This is a genomic window from Aeromicrobium piscarium (genome assembly GCF_007421815.1).
Lineage (GTDB): Bacteria > Actinomycetota > Actinomycetes > Propionibacteriales > Nocardioidaceae > Aeromicrobium > Aeromicrobium piscarium.
The window spans coordinates 72,587-90,008 of sequence record NZ_VLNT01000012.1; the positions used below are offsets into that span (position 1 = coordinate 72,587).

Here is a 17,422-nt window from a genome sequence, read left to right on the forward strand (position 1 = left end):
GTCAGGGCACGAGGTTGTCTCCGTCGACACGCCGCGGCCACGCCACGACATGCTCATCGCGCAGAACGTCAGGGAGGGCCCAGCCGGGAAAGCCCTGGTAGCTGACCGGTCGAAGGAATCGGTCGATGGCTCGTGCACCGACCGATGTCGTACCTGGTGCCGACGTGGCGGGGAAGGGACCGCCGTGCACCATCGCATCGCACACACGCACGCCCGTGGGCCAAGCGTTGAAGATCAGGCGACCCACGACGGACTCGATCCTCGGCAGCAGTCGGCGGACCATCGCCTCGTCCCCGGGGTCAGCGTGGAGGCTCGCCGTCAGCTGACCGCTGAGGGCAGTGGCGACGCTTTCCAGCTCGGCCTCGGAGTCGCACTGGACGACCACCCCCGAAGGACCGAAGACCTCGTTCTGCAGCTCGGGTCGGCGCAGGAAGAGCGCCGCATCGGTGGCGAAGAGCGACCCCGATGCCTCATGAGGTCCGCCGGTCTTCTCCATCGTCGGCCCGACGAGCGTGGTCAGATCGGAATGGGAGGCCCGAGCGGCGACATCCTCCTCGAAGGACCGGTGGATACGCGCCGAGAGCATGGTCTGCGGGGGCGAGGCACGCAGCCGCTCGGACGCCGCCGCGATGAAGCGGTCCGCGGCAGCACCCTTCGGCAGAACCAGGAGGCCGGGATTCGTGCAGAACTGCCCCGCGCCCAGGGTGAGCGAATCCACGAAGGCCGAGGCGATCTCCTCAGCGCGCTGCTCGAGTGCGTGCGAGAGGACGAAACACGGGTTCACTGAGCTCATCTCGGCGTAGACCGGGATCGGCTCGGTCCGCTCTGCGGCGGAGGCCACGATCGCCAGGCCTACCGCCTGCGAGCCAGTGAAACCGACGGCACGGATGTGTTCATCCTTCACCAGAGCCTGACCGACCTCCCGCCCCTCGCCCACCACCATCGAGAACACGCCCGCGGGCACGTCGCTCGCCCGGACCGCCCGCACGACGGCCGCGGCGACGAGCTCGCTCACCCCCAGGTGGGCCTCGTGCGCCTTGACCACGACCGGACATCCGGCAGCGAGGGCCGACGCGGTGTCCCCACCCGCTACCGAGAAGGCCAACGGGAAGTTCGACGCCGCGAACACGGCGACCGGCCCGATACCGACCGTCTGGCTCCGCAGTTCCGGGCCGGACTCATCGGCATGGTCGATGCGCACATCCGCCGGTCGGCCGTCGACGATCAGGTCGGCGAACAGCCTCAATTGACCAGCAGTGCGACCGACCTCTCCTTTGAGCCGCGCCTCCGGCAGACCGGTCTCCGTGACCCCGCGGGCGATGATCCGCGATGCATCGCCCTCGATCTCCTCCGCGATGCGGCGAAGGAACTCCGCACGCCTTTCCACCGGCACCGCCCGGTACGAGGCGAAGGACTCGGCTGCGGCCGCACAGGCCGCCGCGATGTCCTCGGGCGCCGCGGCCCGGTACCCCGGCTCGAGACGCTCGCCGCTGCGGGGATCGTGGGAGTGGAGCAGGGCCGAGGAGCCTCCGTCACGACGATCACCCGCGAGAAACAGCTCTCCCGTGAGATCGGCGCTGCTCATGAGACGGTCCCCCCATGGTTCATCACGACGCTGACCGACTTCTCGCGGGTGTACTCCAGCATCGTCTCCTTGGCGTGCTCCACACCCGCGCCGGAGTTCTTATAGCCGCCGAAAGGGACGCCGAGCCATCGATGCACGACCTCGTTGATCCACACATAGCCCGACTCGACCTTCGAGGCCGTGGTGAGCGCTTTCGTCAGATCATTCGTGAAGATCGATGCCGTCAGACCGTAGTCGACGCTGTTGACCGCCTCCAGCATCTCCGCCTCGTCCTCCCATTCGATGATCGACAGGACGGGACCGAACACCTCCTCCTGGGCGATTCGCATCGAGGGACGCACATCACCGAAGACCGTCGGCATGACGTACGCACCATCGGCCAGCGGGCCCTCCCCCTCGCCGCCACCGGCGAGCAGTGTGGCTCCTTCCTCCTTCGCCATCTCGATCATCGAGAGCACCCGGGTCTTGTGCCGCTGGGAGACGAGCGATCCCATCTCCGCCTCCGGGTCATCGGGCAACGCGACCGTGATCTCCGAGACCAGCTGGGTGACACGCTCGGTCACCTCCTTCGCGAGAGACCGATGCACGAACAGCCGCGAGGTCGAACCACACGACTGTCCCTGATGCGTGAAGTTCATGCCCTTGATCGCCGCCCGCGAGACCGTCTCGACATCAACATCGGGGAACACGATGAGCGGATTCTTGCCGCCCAGTTCCAAGCTGATCTCCTTGACATAGCCGCTCTCTGCCGCGGCCTTCTGGATCGCGAGCCCCGTCGGCACGCCACCCGTCAGGTGAAGCCTCTCGATCCTGGGGTGGACCACGATCGCTTGACCCGCCTCCGGACCACCCTGCACGACATTGACGAGCCCGTCCGGGAGGGCACCGGCCGCGGCATTGGCGATGATCGTCGCTCCGAGTGGGGTCTGTTCCGAGGGCTTCAAGATCACAGCATTCCCCGCCGCGAGGGCGGGCGCCGAGAGCTTGATGGGGAAGAAGGACGGCCCGTTGAAGGGCGTGAGGATGCCGATAATCCCGTACGGCTCGCGCAGCGTGTAATGCAGATTGCCCGGGGTGGCGGGGATCGTCTGGCCGACGAGCTCGAAGCCCAGGCCCGCGAAGTGCTCCAAGTGGGTAATGCCGTTCATGACGCCCTTGCGCATGTCATGCAGCGGCGTGCCGCTGTCCGCGGCATCCACAGCGACCAGCTCCTCGGCGACCCCCCTCAGGTTGTGTGCCCAGGCCAGCATGCCCTCCTTCCGCTCCAGCACGGACATCTCAGCCCAGATGCGCTGGGCCTTCCGGGCGGACTCGACCGCCGCATCGACGTCCTCGGCAGTGGACTCGGCCACTACCGCGAGCTCCACCCCGGTCGCCGGCGCGATCTTCACGCGCCGACCACCGCGAGCAGCGGGCATCTCCACCCCTCCAATGACATTGCCAGTGAGCGAGGTTCCATCGACGATAAGCACAAGCGTGCCCTTTCTGACTTCAGTGATATGGACTGCGAGATGGTCGACCGCTCAGTTGAAGAACGAGCCGCCGTTGACGTGAAGGCTCTGCCCGGTCACGAAATCCGAACCCGAGCCGCTGAGGTAGAGGACCGTGCCGACCATGTCCTGTGCCGTCTGCTCGCGCTTGAGACACCGCTGATCGATCTGCCTGCTGAGACTTCCGCTGGACCCCTCCTTCGAGGTACCGGTCTCGGGGATGGCGTCGGGCACCAGATTGTTCACGGTGATGCCGTGCGGCCCGAGCTCGCGGGCCAGCGCCCGCGTGAAACCGATGAGGGCCGACTTCGAGGTGAGATAGTGCGGGCCGGTGGCGCTGGCACCCTTCCAGATCGATGCCGAACTGACGTTGATGACCTTGCCGTGACCGGACTGCTTCATCACCGGCAGCACGGCACGGGTAGCCAACCAGGTGCCTCGGACATTGACCTCCAAACAGCGATCGAGCTCCTCCAAGTCGATGTCCTCGAAGCTCCCGGCACGGGCCGCGCGGAAGTAGGCCGCATTGTTGATAAGGACATCCAGCCGTCCGAAACGTTCGACGGTCCGCTTCACCATCTCCTCGAGCGAGGCCTGATCGGTGATGTCGACGTGCAACGGCAACACCTTCCCGCCCTCGGCCTGGATCTCCGCGACGGCCTCGGTGGTGTCGGCGATATCGGCCAGGACCACGTTCGCCCCGGCTGCGGCCAGACCCCGGGCGAAGGCACGCCCGAGCCCCCGGCCCCCGCCCGTCACCACGACGGTGCTGCCCTCGACGCTCATATCTCTCCTCCTTCGACGAATGCGGCGACCTCCGTGCCATACACCGGCTGCTGCGACTGGCCCACGAGCGAGTCGTCGGGGCTCGACTCATAGGTGCAGAACAACCAGACGCCGTCGCGAGGATTGAAGTCCACCGACACGACCGAGCCGTCGTTGAGCCGGAGCCGATCGCCTTCGGCGATGGCCATCGAGTCGTGGGGTTGTCGTTGTGTGCTCACGTTCCCTCTCTCCTTAGATGAAGTGGCTGAAGGAGCTGCCGAGATAGACGGTCTGGCTGATATAGAGCGTCCGCGCGCAGATGCGCCACTCGTCCTCCACCCGCCGGAGCCGGTCCAGACGCCGGCCGACCATCGTGTCCTCCTGGTCCGTGAGCCGATGCCGGTAGGACAGGACACCGCACTTCACGGTCAGCTCGGGCTGCTCGCCGCTTTCGGCGGCCGGCGGTTCGATCAGGACATTGCTCACGAGGTGCACCGTGCGCGAGAGGGGCTCCTCGGCCCAGTGGACGCCGGTCCTGATCTGCTCGACCCGCTTCTCCATCGTGGGCTTGTCATCGTGGATCCAGCTCATCGCGAGCGGGTCCTCGAGGTACTCGTCCTGCAGATCGTTGAAGGCAACGTTCTGGGCGATCGGCACGCGGAAGGTGAAGTCCTCGGTGAAGAGAGCGAGCCAGTCCTCGAAGCGGCGTTCGTCCAGCAGATGAGCCTCGCGGGCGTACAGCTGCTCGATCTCGAACTGCAGACGCATCGCCTCGTCAACGCGGTGAACCATGGACGACGTGCTCATCGTGCCTCCTCCGTGGCTTCCGTGGACTTCAGCGGGAAGGGCACGTAGTCGGGACGTGGCGTGCGGTGCATGAGCTCGTCCCAGTTCCAGCCCTGCATGAACTCCGACCATCGCTTGAGGAAGATCAGCTGGTTCTGCTCGGTCTCCCGATACCCGCACCACACCGAGCCGGGGTAGCCGTCGAAGGGCTCGGAGTAGCCGAGGCCTTGCTGGTAGTTGTACGGGAACTGCCGAGCGATCATGCCCTTGCTCGCATCGCTCGCATACAGCCAGTTCTCCAGATCGTCCTGCTCGGTCATGCCGCCGGGACCGGAGTAGGTCATGAAGTAGTGCCGCAAGGTGTCCTTCACGAACTCCGGGGCGTCGGCATCGACCAGGTAGTACCGCCAGAACTCGGTCTCCTCCGGACCGTTCGGGTGGTGCACGATGATGGTGCGCGGCTGATCCTCGTGGAACGACGTGTTCGGGAAGATCGTGCCCTTGCCCTGATAGTGGGTCTCCCCCGCCCGCTCGACCTTGCGCTTCTCGAAGACCTCGCGGAAGTACTCGCTGACCTCGGGGAACCGCCCGAAGACCGAACCCTGTTCCCACTCCTCCTCCGGACGAGGCGTGAAGCCCAGGCCACCGTGACCGAGCTCGGGCCATCCGAAGGCGTAGTGGCCCTTGGCCCGTTCGTCACGCCGTCCGCTCCCGCTGGGGCTGATATTGGCGAGGTTCACAGACTTGTGGCTCACAGCATGCGCCGCGTCGCCGATGAAGTTGGTGGGAGCGAACTTCCAGTTGCACTTGACGCGCCACTTCTGCACGCCGACAAGCACCGTCGAGCCGCCCTCCTCTCCACTACGTGAGTTCAGAGCCGAGTCGAGCCAGTATCGGAAGCTGCCGAGGTACTCCTCGAGCGGCGGGGCGTCGATATCCCAGGTGGCCCAGATCGTGCCTTTGTAGTTGCGCATCTGGGCGACGCTGATAAGTCCCCATTCCTTCTTGTCGAGGGCCTCGTGGTAGTGCGTCTTCCACCCCGGCACCCCAAAGAGCCCGCCCGCCCGGTCGACCAGCGCGCCATCGGTCGTGTAGCTCCATGCGTGGTACGGGCAGGTGAAGAGCCGGGTGTTGCCCTTGTCGAATCGGCAGACCTTCATACCGCGGTGACGGCACGAGTTGAGGAGCACGTGGAGCTCTCCTTGCCGGTCACGGGTCAGGATCACCGACTCCTCACCCATGCGGCTGAGCATGAAGTCATCGGGTTCGGGGACCTGTGACTCGTGGCCTACCATCAGCCACCCACGGCCGAAGATCTCCTTCAGCTCTCGCCGGTAGAGCTCTTCGTCCACGAAGATCGAGCGACTGGCAACACCGTTCGGGATATCGACCAGCTCGCGAATCTGTTCTGCGTCCACTTCGTTACCTCTCATTCATTGGGGTTGCTTCGTCGTCGCGGCGGAGACGAGTTCCTGGGCCTGGTGAGCGGCGTCCTCAAGCTCGATGGCCTCGGTCAGCCAACGACGTCCCAGTGCCGCCCAACGGGGGTTGCCGATCGCTACCACCGCCCGCAGGGCGTCGTCTCCCACCAGCGCGATCGCACGCTGTCGTTCACCGGTCACGACCCGGACGGACATCGTGGCGTCGCAGGCACCCACCACCTGGACGCGACGCCCGAACAACTCCGTCCAGAAGTACGGTGGAGTCGACCAGACCTCGCGGGAGCCGAGCAGGGAGCGGCCGACGATCCGTCCCTGTTCACGGGCGGACTGCCACTGCTCCGTGCGGATCTGCAGTCCCGTCGCGGTATTGGGCCAGCGGGAGACATCCCCCGCGGCCCAGACATGTGGCATCGATGTGCGCCCGGTGCCATCGCAGACGATGCCGTCGCCGATCTCGACTGGCGCGGACCGGAGCCACTCGAGATTCGGCACCATCCCGATCCCGGCGACCACCTCGTCGAAGGCCCGCAGCGAGCCGTCGGCAAACTCGGCCGTCAGCCGGCCTTCCGCACCTTCGATCGATCGGAGATCGGCGTTGCAGATGAGTTCGACTCGGTCGCCGGGGAGATCGGCCAGGCACAGGGACACGACATCGGCGGGCAGCACCCTGCACAGGGGCGCTGCCGCGCGGTCGACCACCGTCACCTGCCACCCGAGGGCAGCGGCAGCCGACGTGACCTCGAGGCCGATGAAGCCGGCACCGACGACCAGCAGTTCACCGGTCGAGCTCGTCAGTGCCTGCTGGAGCGCCCGGGCGTCGCTCACCGTCCGCAAGGTATGGATGGCGGCCTCGTCGCTGGCGACCGGGATCTCGATGGCACGTCCGCCGGTCGCCACCACGACATCATCGGCCTCGATGCGTCGTCCGCTCTCGAGCTCGACAGTCACGCTCTCGCCGGGCGCCGCCGTCGGTGTGAGACCGACTGCCCGCTCTCCTAGCTCGAGGCGGACATCGGCTTCCGAGTACCAGTCCTCGGGTTTGAGCAGCAGCCTTTCCTCCGCGAGACCGGAGGTGAGGAACTGTTTGGAGAGCGGTGGCCGATCGTAGGGCAGGTCGGGCTCCGCGTCGATCACTGTGACGCGTCCCGTGAAGCCGGCCGACCGCAATTCCTCTGCCGCGGCGATCCCGGCGAGGGAAGCACCCACGATCGCGACATGCCTCGATGTCACATCGGGGAGTGGTGAGATCTCTTGGGTCATCAGTGCCCTCAGCCCTCCAGGCGGAGGGCGATCGCAGGGCAGGACCGCACGGCGGCCTCCACCACCGCACGGTCGGACTCCTCGGGGTTCTCGATGAGGATGATCGCCTTGCCCGAGTCGTCATCGAGCTCGAAATGGTCCGGAGCCTCGATGACGCAGTTGCCATAGCCGAGGCAGAGATCGAGATCGAGATGGACGCGCATCAGACCGTCACCCCTCCCCGTTCGCTGTCGGCGGTGCTCTTGGGACGCAGCGGCGTGTCGAGGTCGATGGAGGCGAGCCAGCGGCGCAGATCCTCGCGGTCGCGGCGGGTGGGCGTGGGCAGCGGCCCCCGCACCGGTCCCACCGAGCCGCCGCGCAGATTGACGCCTTCCTTGATCAAGGAGACCGCGTACCCGGCGGTCCGGTCGCGGAGCTCCACGAAGGGGAGCACAACCTCGGTGGTGTAACGCCGCATCGTCTCGGTGTCGTCGGCCAGGAAGGCGGTGTTGAACTGCTCGGCGAACTCGGGCACGACATTCAACAGCGCCGACGAATAGGACGACACGCCCAAGGACCCGAGGGCCGGAGCGAAGAGCTCCGCCGTGGGCGTGCCGTTGAAGAAGAAGAAGCGAGGATCGTGGATCGCGTTCACCTGCGCCTGGAGCATCTCGACCGCCCCGGTGCCGTCCTTCAAGCCCACGACCCGCGGATGCTCCGCGAGGCGCAGCAGCGTCTCCCTGCCGAAGACGATCCCGTCGCGTTGATAGAGCACGATCGGCAGAGGCGACTCGTCGGCGAGCTGCTGGTAGTAGCTCAGGACCGCCGGCTGGTGGAAGCTCGACATGTACGGCGGGAAAGCCAGAACGGCCGATGCGCCAGCGCGGGCCGCCCGGTGCACCATCTCGACGGCATTGGGCAACCCGAAGCCGGCGGCGCCGAACACCGGCGCCCGTCCGGCGGTGGCCTCGACGGAGCCCCGCACCAGCCGCTCATGCTCGTCGAGCGAGAGGCACTGCACCTCGCCGGTGCCGCAGCCCACGAAGAGCGCCTGCGCGCCGTACGACAAGAGAACCTCGCTCTGTGTCGCCAGCTGCTCGATGGCGATGCTGCCGTCGTCTTCGTACGGGGTCACCGGGAAGCCCAGCAGGCTGCGGTCGGGGATGGTCAGGTCGATGTCACTCATCGAGGGCCTCTCTGCGTAGATGTAGGAGTCGGATCAGGGGCGCCTGTGGATGTCGGCGGCGCCGGGCCGACGGGAGTGGCGGGTGTCTGTCCAGCGAGCACCTGGAGCACGTTCTGCACCGCAAGCTCGGCCATCGAGCGTCGCGTCTCCGCCGTGGCACTGCCGATGTGCGGCGTGATGAGAACGTTGTCCAGGTGCAACAACGGATGGTTCGGGTCGGGGGGCTCCTGGGCGAGCACGTCCAGCGCCGCACCGGCTAGCTGTCCCTGAGCCAGGGCGTCGACCAACGCGCTCTCGTCGACGAGAGCCCCGCGAGACGTGTTGACCAGGAAGGACCCCGGTCGCATCGCCGAGAGCTCCGCCTGCCCGATGAGCCGATCGGTATCCGGGGTGTGCGGCAGGTGCAGCGAGACGATGTCGCTGCTCGCGAGCAGCTCGGTCAGTGGGAGCCAGCCAGGCCCGGGGTAGTCGATGTCCTCCACCGGACCCGATCGGGATGTGTAGGCGATCTGCATGCCGAACCCTTCGGCACATGAGTGCGCGACCTCGCGGGCGATACCACCCATGCCGACCAGTCCAATGGTCTTACCCCGTAGATCGGCGCCCAGCGCCGGTTTAGCAGCCCCACGGCTCCATCCGTCCGAGACATGATCGATCGCGCCGCGCAGATTGCGGACCGCGCCAAGGACCAGCATCACGGTGAGGTCGGCGACAGCGCGACTCAACACCCCGGGCGTGTTGCACACCGTCACACCACGCCGCGCGCATGCCTCGAGATCAACCTTGTCGTAGCCGACGGCGCGCAAGGCGATCACCGTGAGCCGAGGCGCCTTCGCGAGCACCTCGTCGTCGATCGCCGGCTGCCCGATCAAGATCATCGCCTCCGCAGACGCGATCCCGGCGTGCCGTCCGGTACGGAGATCGGCATGCGTCCCGTATCCGACTTCGTGCTCGACCTGTAGTCGCGCAGTCAGATCGACGGGAAGATCGCCGCCGATGATCATCACCCGAGCCATGGGTTCCACTCCCCCTTCATCGTGTGGTCGCGGCTGCCCGCGACACGGTCCTGTAGGCGAGGGCGACCACGATCAGCGAGGCGAGGAAGGTGAGCACCGCCATCGCCGTCACGTGCGGCACTCGTCCGGATTCGAAGAACTCAACCGCTACCTGGCCCACCACGGGCGTGTCCAGACCGGCGAGGAGCACCGATATCGTCACCTCGTTCACGCCGAGGAAGAAGACGATCACCCAGCCGGCGAAAAGTCCGGGCAAGAGTTGCGGCGTGATGATCCGACGCGCCGTCCGTAGAGGCGAGGCCATCGAGACATAGGACGCCTCCACCAGCTCCTTGTTCAGCTGGCTCACCGCCGCGGTCGCCGAGGCGGAGGCCTGCGGCAGGAAGGCGGTGACATAGGCCAGGATCAGCAGTGTCGCCGTGCCGTAGAGATTGAACGGCGGCCCCGCGAAGGCGACGATGAAGGCTGCTGCCAGCGCCGTGTTCGGGATGGCGGCGGGCACGTACATCACCAGATCGATCGCGCGGCTCCGCTGCCTGACGCTGGCCGCATAGATGAGCACGGCCGCAACCACCATGGCCAGCACGGCGGCGATGGCCCCGAAGCTGAAGCTGTTGATGAGGGCCGACCTGCTCGTCGCATCGGAGAGCACACTGCGGTAGTTGGCGAACGAGAGATTGTCCAGGCTGATGGTCGCGCCACGGTACGGCAGCAGCGAGGCGACGATCAACGCGATCAGCGGCAACAGGACCGAGGTCATGTAGAAGGCGATAAACCCCCGGACGGCCCAGCGCCACGCCCCCAGCGGCTGTAATGCGCTGGCCGATGACCTCTTCCCGGCGATCACGGCTCGATTGCTCCCGCGCGCTGCTCGCAGCTGCGCGAGGACCGCGATCTGCACGATGATGGTCAGCAGCACCGACAATGCGATCGCAATGTCCTGTTGCGGCGGCCAGGATGAGAACCCTCGGTACACGAACACCGATGCGGTGGTGATGTTTGCCGGTGTCCCGATGAACAGCGGGAAGGTGAAGGCCCCGACGCTGAGGATCGCGATCATCAGCGCGCTGCTGAGGATGGCGGTACGGCTGGTCGGCAGGGTCACACGCCAGAACGTGCGCCATTTCGAGGCGCCGTTGACCCGCGAGGCCTCCTCGAGGGCCGGATCGGCATTGCGCAATGCCGCCGAGATGATCATGTAGGCCATCGGCGCGAAGCTGACGGCGGTAACGAAGATCAGCGAGGGGAAGTTCGTGAGACTGATCGGACCCGAGGTGGTCTGGAGGGAGAACACCTTCCGCAGCAGCAGATTGGCGTATCCCGTCTCCGGCGAGAAGAGGGCCAGATAGCCGAAGATCAGCCCGATGGCAGGCACGAGGATCGGGATGACGGGGAGCACACCGGCGATGGCGCCGATGCGAGCATCGGTCCGTTCCATAGCCCAGGCCAGGAATCCGCCCATCGCCGTTGCCACCGCCACCGTACCGCCGACGTAGATCGCGGTGTCGGCGATCATGCTGGAGAACCCGCGTGCCTCGAACAACTCGCCGAAAGCGCCCAGCGTGAAGGCGCCGTCGATGACGAAGGACCGCCACAGCATCCGCACCACGGGGTATAGGACGAGGAATCCCGCGGCGACGAGCAGAATGTTCACTGCCCATCGTGTCGAGCCGCGTGACCCGAGCCGTCTCATCAGGTCTGCGGTGGCAGTGCTCACCGTGCCCCCTCGGGAAGGATGCACATGTCAGCGGCCGGCACGTGGAGGTAGTAGTCCTGTCCTTCACGTAGACCGCTACCTCGCGGGGCGGTCACGGTGGCCTCCACCGGTTCTCCCGCGACGGTCCGGAGTTCCACGACGACCTCCATGTGAGCGCCCATGAAGCTCTTGAGCTTCACGATGCAGGGCCAGACGTTGTGGTCCGCGCCAGGATGCTCCTGCGTGACGTGCGCCCACTCGGGACGGAAGGCCGCTACGGCCGGCCCGCCCTCGGCGATCACCCCGGTCGACTTGCCGACCACGGGACCGAGAGGGGTCTCGAGCACGACCTGTCCGTCGACATGTGCGGCCGTTCCCGGCACCTCGGTCGTGGTACCCATGAACGAGGCGACATAGCGGCTGACCGGGTTGTCGTAGAGCTCCTGTGGACGTCCCACCTGCGCGATCTCCCCGTGGTCCATCACGATGAGCTTGGTGGCGATCGCGCCGGCCTCGGTCTGGTCGTGGGTCACGTAGATCCCGGCGAAATTGAACTCCGCCTGGAGGGTGATGATCTGCTTGCGGATCTCCTCGCGCACCCGTGCATCCACATTGGAGAGCGGTTCATCGAACAAGATGACATCCGCGTCGGCAATGATCGCCCGCGCGAGGGCGACACGTTGCTGCTGACCTCCGCTGAGCTGGCTGGGATAGCGCTCACCATAGGCACCGAGGTGGACGGCCTCCATGATCTGCTTGACGCGTTCGGCGATCGCCGCCTTCGGCACCTTCCGGCAGACCAATGGATAGCCGATGTTCTGCGCGACCGTCATATGCGGCCACAGCGCGTACGACTGGAAGACCATGCTCACTGCGCGTCGCTCCGGCGGGAGATGGACCTTGTCCGCCGAGGAGTAGACCGTGCGGTCGGAGATAGCGATCCGGCCGCCATCGGGCCGTTCGAGTCCCGCGATCGAGCGCAGCAAGGTGGTCTTTCCGCAGCCGCTCGGCCCGAGGAGCACGGCCATCTCGCCCTGGGCGATCTCTACGGAGACCCCCTTCAAAGCCATCACGGGCCCTTCTTTGCCCGGGTAAGTCTTGACGATCTCGCTCGCCCGGACCTTCGCTTCGCTCACTGCGTCACCCGCTCCGAGGACCGGTGCGGCGCTACTGGTGGCAGTCGCTCCCATCCGCCGGCCTCTCACTCGAGCCCGAGGAGGTCGAGATAGGTGGGCAGCTGCGCCAACGCCTTCTCAGCATCCGGTTCCGGCGCGACGTTGTCGATCGTGAGTGATCCGGGGACGCTGTCGCCGAGGGGCGAGACCCCGATGCCGTCGTTGATGATCTGCTGACCCTCGGGGGACACGATGTACTCCACCCACGCACGCGCCGCGTCCCCGTGGGGCGCGCCCTTCGGGATCTGGGTGTAGAAGTTGAGGCCCACCACCGGGTCGAAGGGCCCGACCAGGCCGATCGGCGCGCCTGCCTCTTCATAGGCCAGCAGATTCATGTCGTAGCTGTAGACGAGCAGCTCGCCGTTGCCGGCCGCGAGTTCCTCCATGCCCGGGGTCGAGGAGGGCACGACGGTCAGTCCCTGGGCGGCCAGGTCGGCGAGGTACTGTTCCCCCTCCGTTTCGGCGAGAGCGTACAGATGCTTGCTCGACAGCTCCTGGTTGGTGCGCGGGTCGGCGAAGAGGATCTTTCCGCCGGCGAACATCGGATCGAGCAGATCACCCCAGTTCTCGGGGAGGTCATCCTCGCGTCCGGCGAACTTCTCCTTGCTGTAGGCGATCTTCTGCGGGGCAAAGGTCGGCTGGAACGACTGATCGGTCAGGCGCCAGTCCTCGGGGATCTCGTCCATGCCCTCGAGATCGCTGAGGTCCTCGAAGAGATCGGCGTTCTCGACCGCGTAGACCTCCTCATTCATGGTGAGGACGTCAGCGACCGGCTTCCCAGCCGCGGTCTCCTCGTGGAATCGGCGCGTCAGCGCTGAACTCTGCTCGCGCGTCCAATTGACCTCGATACCGGTCCGTTCCTCGAAATCCGCGGCGAGGCGCTCCTGAACGACTGGGATCATCGTGGAGTACACGGTGATCTTCGAGGCGTCGCCATCGCCACCACTCGATTCCGCGGAAGAACCGCACGCCGCCAATGCCAGCACAGCGGAACCTGCCACTACCGCTAGTGCCCTTGTCCTGATGCCACAGCTGAGTCGATCCATCGGACGCTCCCGTCTACAGTTGTAGATACTGGTCTAGTATGGGAGACAGCTTGACATGACGATAGATGATCGGTCAAGACTTTCCTGTACGACGTCGTGCGGTGTTAACGGAAGCCGTCCTGACATTCCCTGGCGGATACCCGCCGCTGAGCTATCTAGGAGACGCTGTGTCCGACGAGACCGCTGCTATTTCGGGCGTACGCACCGTCAAGAGCGCCGACCGAGCGCTCCAGCTCCTGGAGTACCTCATCCAGTCGCCCGAGCCGCGGACACTCAAGGAGGTCACCGAGGCATTGCAGATCCCGCGAGCCTCGACGTACGCCCTCCTGGTGACATTGCAGCGCCGAGGCTGGGTCGATGCCAACGACAACCGCTTCAGCCTGGGGCTGCGTTCCCTCCAGGCCGCGGTGACCGCGATCGATCTCGATCCCACAGTGCGGCGCACCGAACAGGTTCGCCAGAGGCTCAATGCGGATCTCAAGGAGACGGTCCATCTGGCGCGGCTCGACGGCGCCGACGTGGTCTACATCCAGTCCTTCACCGCACCGGACCGACCCTCAGCGCTCACCCGTCCGGGACGACGCCTACCGGCCTACGCGTGCGCCCTGGGCAAGGCGCTCCTGGCCACCCGAGAATGGGACGAGGTCGACGCCGCTCTCCCCCAGGAGCTCGCGCCAGTCACCTCACGCACCATCACCTCACGACCCCAGCTCCGCAGCGAGCTGGAGCAGATCGCCCGGGACGGCTATGCGAAGGAAGTCGAGGAGAACACCCTCGGGTTGACCTGCTACGCGATCGCGGTTCCCGCGACCCCTCGACCCTCCTACGCCATCAGCTGCTCGATGCCGCTCGATGCACTGGAGCAGGAGCACCATGCCCTCGTACGCGACCGGCTGCTCCAGGCCGCGCAGCGACTGGCCGCGGACGTCGATCCGCATCCCAGCTACCGCGCACCTGCTTGATCCGCTGAGTGTCGCAGCCCCCTCTGAGACCGGTCAGGCGGATTCGTCGGCGTTCTGCCGGCGCGCCTTCTTGTCGCGTTTGCGCTCGGCCCGTGAGCCGGGCTGCGTCTCCGGTCCGTAGCCATATCCATAGCCGTAGCCGTACCCATAGCCGTAACCTCCGGCGCGGCGCTTGGGCTGCGGCGACATCGTGACGATCGCGCCGCACAGCCGGGCGTCGACCGCGGCCAGCCGGTCCAGCGAACTCGCATACTGTTCCGTGGTGGTCGAGCCGTGCCGGATGATGACGAGGGCGCCATCGGTGACCGAGGCCAGCAGCGCCGCATCGGTGACCGGCAGCAGCGGGGGCGCGTCGATGAGCACGACGTCGTACTCGGCTCGCGCCTGGGCGAGCAGCTTGCGCATCTCCGCGGACTGCAGCAGCTCCGCCGGGTTCGGCGGCACCCGCCCCGACGCGAGGAAGTCGAAATTGGCCGAGATCGGCTGGATCGCATCGTCCAGTTCGACGCGCCCGAGCAGGATCGTAGTGACCCCGACACCGGATTCAACGTTGAGGTACTGCGCCGCCCGTGGACGACGCAGATCCGCCTCGATGAGCAGGACGCGCTGGCCACCGTCGGCGAGCATCTGGGCGAGATTGGTGGTGGTGCTGGACTTGCCCTCACCGGGAAGCGCCGAGCTGACGACATAGACCTTGTGCTCGGCTCCCGGGTCGACGAAGGACAGATTGGTGCGCAGCACCCGGAAGGCCTCCAACCGGGGATGGTGGCTGGGCAGCCCGCGCAGCAGCGGCTGACTGACGGCGTCCTTGTCGTAGAAGATGTTGCCGAGCAAAGGAACGTCCTGGCCCGAGACGCCGGTGATGTCGTCGAGCGACCGGATCCGGTTGTCGAGCACCTCGCGCAGCACGGCCAGGCCGGCGCCGAGCAGCAGGCCGAGCACGAAGCCGAGGCCGAGATTGCGGACGGGCTGAGGCGAGATCGGCGTGGAGGCGACGGTGGCTCGATCGACGATCGAGGCCTTGACCGGAGCGTCGAGCTGACCCTCGGGGGTCTCCAGCTCGCGTACGTAGTCGGTGAACACCTGCGCGACTGTCTGCGTGAGCTCCTGGGCGCGTTCGGCAGACGGGTCCTGCACCGAGACCGAGAGCACGACGGTGTCAAGCTCGACGCTCGTGCTGATCTTGCTCATCAGCACGCTCGGGTCCTCGTCGAGGTTCAACCGGTCGGCGACGCGGCGGGCAACCTCCTCGCCCTTGATGAGAGTCGCGTAGGACTTGACTCGCTGCTGGGAGAACTGGCCGCCGGACTGCAGTTGCCCGTCCGTCGCCGTGGACGGCGTCGACACGAACAACCGGGCCGTGGACTGGTACTGCGGTGTGGCGGTGATGGTCACGAGCGCCGCGACGGCCACGGTGAGTAGCGTCGTGACGGTGATGAGGACCCAGCGCTGTCGTAGAACGCGCAGGTAGTCCTTCAAATCCATGCGGGGATGCCCTCCGAGAGATGGTCGATGCTGACCAACCCTATCGTTTCGCTACGCTCGCGCCATGACCTTCCGGGTGTTGACCGTGTGTACGGCGAATGTGTGCCGCTCGCCGCTGGCCGAGGCGCTGCTGCGCCACCGACTCGACCCAGGTCGTTTCGTGGTCGAGAGCGCAGGGGTCCGGGCCCTCGACGGCGGCCGTACCGATGCGAATGTCGTACAGCGCTTGACGCGGCTCGGTATCGCGACCGCCGACCTCGTCCCACGCCAGCTGACGCCGGAGATCGTCCGCCAGGCCGATCTGATCCTGACGGCGACACGGGACCATCGCGGCCAGGTGCTCGAGGTGTTCCCCGGTGCGCTGCGCCGGACCTTCACGGTGCTGGAGTTCGCGGCGCTGGTCTCACGGGCGGAGGGCGCCGACCCGGTGGCCCTGGTGCGCTCGGCGGCAATGCTGCGCAGCGAGGGCCCGCCCGAGGTCGACATCGACGACCCCATCGGCCGGTCCGATGCGTTCCACGATGCCGTCGCCGCACAGATCGAGGACGCGGTGACCGCGATCGCGGAGCGTCTCAACGGATAGACCATCTCCTCGTTCTTCACCGGGATGCGGGCGATCTCCCCTACTCTATGGCTGGGGAAATCGAGCGCTGCGGCGCTAGGCGAAGGGGCATCCGCGATGTCGCGTCTGCGAAGGTTATGGCGCCGGTGGCGCTGTCGGATCCGTTATGGGCATCGTTGCCCGCACCGCGAGGTACACACGCCGTAACGCGGTCAGGGCAGCAGCGCCAGTCCGATGGTCTCCCCGTCGCCGGGACGGGTGACCGCGACATGGCGCCACCCTTGGCTGTGGGCATAGCGTCCACCGGCGACCTCTCCTCGGTGCGGCGACACGAGGGCGAGCACCCGGTGGCGGCCGAGCCATTCACCCGCGATGGAGTACCCGTCGGCGGGCTCGAGCGATGCCCGCACCAGCTCGCCGCGATGGTCGACGTAGCGGAGCTCGAAGTCACCGGATCCGTCGAGGTCCTGCCATGCCTGCGCACGCCCCGGACTCGGGGGCACATCACTGTGTGGTTCGACGAAGTCCACTCCCATGACACGCATCGCCCCGATTCTGCCCGAGCCCACGACGTGTCGCCCGACGAGGACAGATGAGTTCAGGCGAGCCTGGCCGACCAGAAGTCGTCTTCGTACCAGTTGTCGGGGATCCCCATGCCGGCGAGCGGAACAGACGGGTGTTCAGCAAGAAGGCCATAGAGCCGCTGCGCCCAACGGCTGCCGGGAGAAATCGTCGCGAGGACGGACTGAAGGGAGACGAGAACCACATACAGACGCTTTCGGCGCTGGGCTGAATCGTTGAGGACGGACGCATGCTGCAACCATGGCACCGAAGGCGCCTGCGGAAGTGCTGGATAGACCTGTCGGCAACGCTCGAAAACTGGACGATTGCATCGCCCGAAAAGTGAACGGTGTGTGGGCAGCCTAGTCGTTGTCTCGGTCGGCGGTCTCGCGGATGCTGGGCAGCGTCTCGATGCCGCGGTTGCGT

18 protein-coding genes are annotated in these 17,422 nt (G+C 66.4%); 2 read left to right on the plus strand and 16 right to left on the minus strand.

Annotation, left to right across the window (positions count from 1 at the left end; translation table 11 throughout):
- Position 1 precedes the first annotated feature (1 nt).
- The 13 genes from FNM00_RS13885 to FNM00_RS13945 form a co-directional block, all read right to left on the minus strand.
- Positions 2–1,585 (minus strand): aldehyde dehydrogenase (NADP(+)), encoded by a 1,584-nt coding sequence (locus FNM00_RS13885; protein ID WP_143914147.1) that lies wholly within the window; start codon positions 1,583–1,585, stop codon positions 2–4.
- The gene (locus FNM00_RS13890) at positions 1,582–3,003 is read right to left on the minus strand and encodes an aldehyde dehydrogenase family protein (RefSeq protein ID WP_143914148.1); all 1,422 of its coding nucleotides are present in this window, start codon (positions 3,001–3,003) and stop codon (positions 1,582–1,584) included. Before FNM00_RS13890 ends, FNM00_RS13885 begins: the two co-directional genes overlap by 4 nt.
- A gap of 105 nt (positions 3,004–3,108) precedes the next feature.
- Positions 3,109–3,861, minus strand: a complete 753-nt coding sequence (locus FNM00_RS13895; protein WP_143914149.1) for an SDR family NAD(P)-dependent oxidoreductase — start codon at positions 3,859–3,861, stop codon at positions 3,109–3,111.
- On the minus strand, positions 3,858–4,079 hold the full coding sequence (locus FNM00_RS13900) for a hypothetical protein (RefSeq protein ID WP_143914150.1): 222 nt from the start codon (positions 4,077–4,079) through the stop codon (positions 3,858–3,860). Before FNM00_RS13900 ends, FNM00_RS13895 begins: the two co-directional genes overlap by 4 nt.
- A 13-nt stretch (positions 4,080–4,092) precedes the next feature.
- Positions 4,093–4,647 (minus strand): aromatic-ring-hydroxylating dioxygenase subunit beta, encoded by a 555-nt coding sequence (locus FNM00_RS13905; protein ID WP_185973158.1) that lies wholly within the window; start codon positions 4,645–4,647, stop codon positions 4,093–4,095.
- Positions 4,644–6,044, minus strand: a complete 1,401-nt coding sequence (locus FNM00_RS13910) for an aromatic ring-hydroxylating oxygenase subunit alpha (RefSeq protein WP_221933737.1) — start codon at positions 6,042–6,044, stop codon at positions 4,644–4,646. Before FNM00_RS13910 ends, FNM00_RS13905 begins: the two co-directional genes overlap by 4 nt.
- A 15-nt stretch (positions 6,045–6,059) precedes the next feature.
- Entirely contained in the window at positions 6,060–7,328 is a 1,269-nt protein-coding gene (locus tag FNM00_RS13915) for an NAD(P)/FAD-dependent oxidoreductase (protein ID WP_143914153.1), read from the minus strand.
- A gap of 8 nt (positions 7,329–7,336) precedes the next feature.
- On the minus strand, positions 7,337–7,531 hold the full coding sequence (locus FNM00_RS13920; protein ID WP_143914154.1) for a ferredoxin: 195 nt from the start codon (positions 7,529–7,531) through the stop codon (positions 7,337–7,339).
- Positions 7,531–8,493, minus strand: coding sequence for a 5-dehydro-4-deoxyglucarate dehydratase (locus tag FNM00_RS13925; RefSeq protein WP_143914155.1), 963 nt, complete (start codon positions 8,491–8,493; stop codon positions 7,531–7,533). The genes FNM00_RS13920 and FNM00_RS13925 overlap by 1 nt, the downstream gene beginning before the upstream one ends.
- Positions 8,490–9,509, minus strand: a complete 1,020-nt coding sequence (locus FNM00_RS13930) for a 2-hydroxyacid dehydrogenase (protein ID WP_185973159.1) — start codon at positions 9,507–9,509, stop codon at positions 8,490–8,492. The genes FNM00_RS13925 and FNM00_RS13930 overlap by 4 nt, the downstream gene beginning before the upstream one ends.
- A gap of 16 nt (positions 9,510–9,525) precedes the next feature.
- Entirely contained in the window at positions 9,526–11,163 is a 1,638-nt protein-coding gene (locus FNM00_RS13935; protein ID WP_185973160.1) for an ABC transporter permease, read from the minus strand.
- Between the two features lie 59 nt (positions 11,164–11,222).
- Positions 11,223–12,341 carry an ABC transporter ATP-binding protein gene (locus FNM00_RS13940; protein WP_185973161.1) on the minus strand — a complete coding sequence of 373 codons (1,119 nt, stop codon included), beginning with the start codon at positions 12,339–12,341 and terminating at the stop codon, positions 11,223–11,225.
- A gap of 65 nt (positions 12,342–12,406) precedes the next feature.
- A complete protein-coding gene (locus FNM00_RS13945) occupies positions 12,407–13,426 on the minus strand; it encodes an ABC transporter substrate-binding protein (protein WP_143914159.1) in 1,020 nt (339 codons plus the stop codon).
- Between the two features lie 167 nt (positions 13,427–13,593).
- On the opposite strand from FNM00_RS13945, the gene FNM00_RS13950 reads away from it, so the two are divergent.
- Complete coding sequence (locus FNM00_RS13950; RefSeq protein WP_185973163.1) at positions 13,594–14,388, plus strand: IclR family transcriptional regulator; 795 nt, start codon at positions 13,594–13,596, stop codon at positions 14,386–14,388.
- Positions 14,389–14,421: 33 nt separating this feature from the next.
- Here FNM00_RS13950 and FNM00_RS13955 read toward each other — a convergent pair whose 3' ends face one another.
- The gene (locus FNM00_RS13955; protein WP_143914161.1) at positions 14,422–15,873 is read right to left on the minus strand and encodes a tyrosine-protein kinase domain-containing protein; all 1,452 of its coding nucleotides are present in this window, start codon (positions 15,871–15,873) and stop codon (positions 14,422–14,424) included.
- Between the two features lie 64 nt (positions 15,874–15,937).
- On the opposite strand from FNM00_RS13955, the gene FNM00_RS13960 reads away from it, so the two are divergent.
- Positions 15,938–16,456 (plus strand): arsenate reductase/protein-tyrosine-phosphatase family protein, encoded by a 519-nt coding sequence (locus tag FNM00_RS13960; protein WP_143914162.1) that lies wholly within the window; start codon positions 15,938–15,940, stop codon positions 16,454–16,456.
- Between the two features lie 191 nt (positions 16,457–16,647).
- Here the strand turns inward: FNM00_RS13960 and FNM00_RS13965 are convergent, their stop codons facing one another.
- A complete protein-coding gene (locus tag FNM00_RS13965) occupies positions 16,648–16,980 on the minus strand; it encodes a hypothetical protein (protein ID WP_143914163.1) in 333 nt (110 codons plus the stop codon).
- A 53-nt stretch (positions 16,981–17,033) separates the two neighbouring features.
- Positions 17,034–17,264, minus strand: coding sequence for an Abi family protein (locus FNM00_RS18865; protein ID WP_185973164.1), 231 nt, complete (start codon positions 17,262–17,264; stop codon positions 17,034–17,036).
- Positions 17,265–17,422: the final 158 nt, after the last annotated feature.